Source organism: Pseudomonas sp. MF6396 (assembly GCF_002018915.1).
GTDB lineage: Bacteria > Pseudomonadota > Gammaproteobacteria > Pseudomonadales > Pseudomonadaceae > Aquipseudomonas > Aquipseudomonas palmensis.
In genome coordinates this window covers 1-4,837 of record NZ_MVOK01000063.1, presented here as the reverse complement: position 1 = coordinate 4,837, position 4,837 = coordinate 1, and the positions used below count along the sequence as shown (strand labels likewise).

General features: G+C 66.7%; 3 protein-coding genes and 2 pseudogenes. All 5 read right to left on the bottom strand.

Annotation, left to right across the window (positions count from 1 at the left end; genetic code table 11):
• Positions 1-138: pseudogene (locus MF6396_RS27710) on the bottom strand (energy transducer TonB); the annotation flags it as partial.
• A 2-nt stretch (positions 139-140) separates the two neighbouring features.
• Positions 141-566, bottom strand: a complete 426-nt coding sequence (locus MF6396_RS27705) for an ExbD/TolR family protein (RefSeq protein ID WP_043860333.1) — start codon at positions 564-566, stop codon at positions 141-143.
• Positions 567-576: 10 nt separating this feature from the next.
• Positions 577-2,367: a DUF2341 domain-containing protein gene (locus MF6396_RS27700; protein ID WP_078482005.1), complete on the bottom strand. Its 1,791-nt coding sequence runs from the start codon at positions 2,365-2,367 to the stop codon at positions 577-579.
• A gap of 30 nt (positions 2,368-2,397) precedes the next feature.
• Positions 2,398-3,936, bottom strand: a complete 1,539-nt coding sequence (locus MF6396_RS27695; protein ID WP_102063845.1) for a ShlB/FhaC/HecB family hemolysin secretion/activation protein — start codon at positions 3,934-3,936, stop codon at positions 2,398-2,400.
• Between the two features lie 87 nt (positions 3,937-4,023).
• Positions 4,024-4,338, bottom strand: a pseudogene (locus MF6396_RS29675) (transposase); the annotation flags it as partial.
• Positions 4,339-4,837: the final 499 nt, after the last annotated feature.

Sequence of the window (4,837 nt, the reverse complement as noted above, 5' to 3'; positions counted from 1 at the left end):
GATCTTCGGTGCCTCGCGGCGCACCCCGCTCATGTCGTTGGCCCACTGCCACAGCAACCAGGCCAGGCCCGCGCCCACCAGTGCCACGACGCCCCACTTGAGCAGGCGCCGGCTATCGAACTTCTGGTTCATGGGCATCCTCAACCCTGGTTCGGCTTGCCGGTCACCAGCCCGACCTGGGCCAGCTCCAGCCGACGCAACAGGTCGAGCACCTCGACCACCTTCTGGTACTGCACCGCCGCGTCGCCGCGCACGATGATCGGGAAGTCCGGGCTGCGCGCCTTCTCGCTGCGCAGGCGCTCTTCCAGTTCGGCCAGGGTCACCGGGTAGGCGTCGAGAAACACCTGCCCGGCATCGTTGACCGAGATCGCCTTGGTCTTGGGCTGGGACAGCGACACCGAGGCACTGGCCTTGGGCAGCTGGATCTGGATGCCCGACACCTGCGCGGTGGCGGTGAGGATGAACATCACCAGCACCACCATCAGCACATCCACCAGCGGGGTGACGTTGATGCTGTCGACGGCCGCGTCGTCGTCATCGTCGTGGGAAGCATTCATGGCTGCCATGGCGCCCTCCTCAGGCCGGTACGGACGGGTGGGCAGCGTGGGCAGCACGCCGGTGGCTGGCCTCGCCATGCAGCTCGGCCAGGCGCGTGATGAACTCGTCGACGAACACGCGCATGTCGGCGCTGACCTCCTTGTTGCGGGTGATCAGGCGGTTGTAGCCAAACAGCGCGGGGATCGCGACGAACAGGCCCATGGCGGTGGCCAGCAACGCCGCGGCCATGCCGGGGGCGATGGCGTTGATGTTCACGTCACCGGCCATCGCGGTGCCCAGGAACACCACCATGATCCCCAGCACGGTGCCCAGCAGGCCGATGTAAGGGCCGCCGGCAATCGCGTTGGACAGGCTCGACAGCTTCGAGCCCAGCGCCTGGTTCTCGCGGGTGCGCACCCCGTCCATGGAGCAGCGAATGGCCTCGATGGTGGCCGCCGACACCGCCGAGGTGTCGAAGCCCTGGGCGCGGCGGGTACGGATCTCCTTGACCGCCACCAGGTACAGGCGCCACAGCGACGAATGCGTCAGGCGCTCGCCCAGGGCGGTGTCGTCGGCGAACATCTCAAGGCGCGTGCCGATATTGGCGAACTGCTCGCGAAACAGCCGGTTGGCCTGGCTGACGTGGTTGAGGGTGCGGTTCTTGCGCAGCATGATCACCCATGACTGCACCATCATCAGCACCAGCACCGCGATGATGATCCAGGCGTCCAGCGGCACCGCCTTGAGCAGAAAGCCCAGGCTGCCGAAACCGAAACCGGACTGCTCTTCATCCACCCCGTACACCACCAGGCGCGACTCGGCGCCCTGGGCCAGCGCGTCGGCCTGCAGCACCGGCACGGCGCGGGCGATGCGCGACAGGCGCAGCTCGTCCATCGCCCCCACGAACGGCACATAGGCGCCGGCCGGCTGACCCTCGGCCGGCGGCAGGTCGGCGCCGATGGCCAGGGTCGAATTGAACGCCGGCACCGCCGCGGTCAGGCTGGCAACCTGGCGCCCGTCCACCAGCAGGCTGAGCGTACCGCCCTCGCCCACCAGCGCCAGGTGTTGCCACTGGCCGGCATCGAGCACCTGGCCGGCAGCGCTACGCAGGCCGTTGACCTCGACGAACGGCAGGCCCTGGCTCACACCCAGCGGCAGGCGGTTTTCGCCTTCATGGCGGGCCAGCAGCAACTGATCGCCCAGCAGCTGGTCCTGGCGTACCCAGGCGCTGAAGGTGAAGGCGGCGCCAGCCGGCAGTTGCAGCGACGGGCTGGGTGCCAGCAGCAGCGGCTGGCCGTTGAACTGGATGGCGCGACCGATGATGCCCTCGATGCTCGCCGCACTGCCCTGGGCCTGGTTGCCGTAGGGGCTGGCGTCACGCGGTGCGGCGCCGTCGAAGTGCATCAGCAGGGTGTAGTCGGCATCGAAGGCCGGTTGCGCATTGGCCGGCTGCGCCTTGGGGTTGCCGTAGTACATCCACAGGTCCTGGCGCTGGCCGCCCTGCACGTCCGGCACGTCGACCCAGATCAGCGCCATGCCCATCAGCGGGTCGAAGCTTTCGATCTGGTGGTTGAGCACGGTCTTGTCGTCGCTGGCCACGAAGCGGATGTCCGCGCCGTTTTCATTGACCCCGTCAAAGCTGAAATTGCCGGTGTGCAGGCGTACCAGCAGTGCCGTGCGGCCCAGCGACTGGGTCAGCGCCGCGCCCTGGGGCGTGGTGTCGACGGAAATCTGCTTGCGGAACTGCCAGTCGTCCTGCCACCAGGCACTGGCGCTGCCCGGCAGGGCAAAGCCCAGGCAAATGAGCAGGGTCAAGATGAGGCGTTGCATGGAATGTCTCCAGGGTCGATGCCGATGGGGTCAGAAGGTTGCCTGTACGCTGAAGTGCAGACGCGAGTGGTTTTTCTCGGTGTTCGCGCCGTCCTTGAGCGGCAGGCCCCAGTCCAGGCTGCCGGACAGCCAGTCGTTGAGGGTGGCGCGGGTGCCCAGGCCGACGCTGGCCAGGCTGAAGTGGTCGTCCTGCTCGGGCAGCGGGTCCTGCAGCGACAGCTGCGCGCCTTCGGCGAACACATAGAAGCGCCAGTCGCTGATGTAGCTGCCCACGTAGCGGCCCAGCGAGGGCGTGCGCAGTTCCTGGGAGAACAGCAGGCCGTCGTCGCCGGTGCGTTCGGCGGCCAGGTAGCCGCGCACCGAGGTGGCGCCGCCGGCAGCGAACTGTTCGTTGGACACCAGGGCCCCGGAGGCCAGTTGAAAGCCCAGCTTGGTTGCGCTCTGCCAGTCGCCGGCAAACGTGAAGGTGTAGTTCGCATCGCCCTTGAGCGCGGCGAAACTGGAGTCGGCGCGGTAGCGCTTGTAGTCGAAGGCCTCGTCGTCGCTGCCGTAGCCGAACAGCCGGCGTGTGCCGGCCACCAGGCTCAGGCCCAGCCCCAGCTGCGAGGCTTCGGTGTAGCGAAAGCCGTTGTAGGCCAGGGTGATCGGTGCGTACTTGAGCGGCACGGTATCGCGCTCGCCGCCAAGTTCGACCTGCTCGTCGAAGTCCTTGAAGTCGATGCCCACGGAAAACGAGTTGGCCCAGTTGCCGTCCGGCACCAGTGAGTAGATCGCCGACAGCCCGTAGGAATGGCCCTTGCCCAGCACGTTGCTGCCGCCCACGGTGGCCACACTGCTGTCGGACTTGTAGCCGCTGGCCTGCAGGGTCCAGCGCGGGTTCAGGGGCGCGCTGTATGAACCGGACCACACCTGCGCGTTGTCGGTGTCCTGGGGGGCGGTGAACCAGGTCAGCGACACGCTGTGACCCAGTTGCCAGAGGTTGTTGTAGCCCACGGTGGCCACACTGCGCAGCTTTCTGGTGTCGGCGCTGTAGTCGTTGTTCAGGCCGATGCTGGCGTGCCAGGGCTGCGTGTCTTCGACCTGCAGGTCGACGTCCAGGGTGCCGGGGCGCTGGCCTTCGCGCACCAGTGGCATCACCTGGCGCCCGGGGCCGCGGTTGAGTGCGGCCAGTTCGCCCTGGACCTTGGCAAAGTCCGGCACCTGGCCCTCGCTCAGGGCCGGCACCTGCTCGCGGATCTCCACGGGCGAGTAATGCCTGGCGCCGACCACTCGTACCCGGCCGACCCTGGTTTCGCTGACCTGCAGGTACACCACGCCGCCTTCGACCTGCTGCTCGGGCAGCTCGACGAACACCGACTGATAGCCCAGCGCCTGATAGCGTTTCTGCAGGGCCTCGCGGGCGCCTTCCAGATCCACCAGGGTCTTCTGCGGGCCGAGGTAGGGGTACACCGCCTCCTCGATGGCGCGGGCATCGAGCACCGTGTTGCCGCGCACCACGTACTCGTTGATATCGACGCGACGCTCGGCCTGTTCGGCGCTTGCGTGGTGGGTTCCCAGGGCCAGCAGCATCACTGCGCCGGCTCGCCACCCGTTGAAAAACAAATGCTCCACACCGCCCCCTCGTTCAAGGAAATCCGTCTGGCCCAGGGCCGTGTCTTATGAATGGTTGTCTGCGCCGCCGTGACCGGCGTGGCGGGCCAGCCAGCTGTGCAGCTGGGCCAGGTTGAGGCTGAACTCGGGCATCTGCGCCAGGCCCGCGTTGCATACCTCGTTGACGATCGACTGCAGCAGGCGCGTGGCCTGCTGGCAGGCCAGCAGTGCGTTGAGGTCGTGGCTGAACAGGTTGAAGCTCCACACCCGCGACTTGAGTTCCAGGCCCACGAACCAGCGGAACAGCAGGTTGTAGTTGAGCTGTTCGTAGAGTTGTTTTTCGCTGGGGACCGAATACAGCAGCTGCAACAGCAGCAGGTGCATCAGGGTGTGCGGGGCGATGCTCATCGCGTTGCGCCGGGCCAGGTCGGCCAGCTCCTGCGCGTGGGCGGCCAGCAGTTCCTCGACCCTGGGCTTGAGCATCACCAGCGAATGGCCTGGCGGGATGCAGCTGGAGACTTCCTTGAGCGCGCTTTGCCAGTCGTCCTGGGACACGATCCACACCCAGGGTGCGCCGTAGCGGTACACCGACACCGGTTGCTTGCGCGCGGCTTCGACGATCTTCGCCAGGCGTTGATCGAGTTCCTGCATTCCGACTTTTGCGTAGCGTTCCATGGTTCCCATCGCTCCACTCCCTTCGTCCCTGTGCGGCTGCGCAGTGACTGCACATACCCATGACGGGGGTGGCGCTTTGCTACCGAACTTTTGTCACCAAAGCTTCATGAAGAGAGATGCAGGGCCTGGGCTATCCAGCGCCCTCAGGGTCGTGCGCCGCCTGCGCGGCGCTCGGTTTGAAGAGCGCCACAACTACTTCATCGAC

Coding starts and splice junctions, on each gene's coding strand:
- MF6396_RS27705 (WP_043860333.1), bottom strand. CDS start 566: ATGGCAGCCATGAATGCTTCCCACGACGATGACGACGACGCGGCCGTC.
- MF6396_RS27700 (WP_078482005.1), bottom strand. CDS start 2,367: ATGCAACGCCTCATCTTGACCCTGCTCATTTGCCTGGGCTTTGCCCTG.
- MF6396_RS27695 (WP_102063845.1), bottom strand. CDS start 3,936: ATGCTGCTGGCCCTGGGAACCCACCACGCAAGCGCCGAACAGGCCGAG.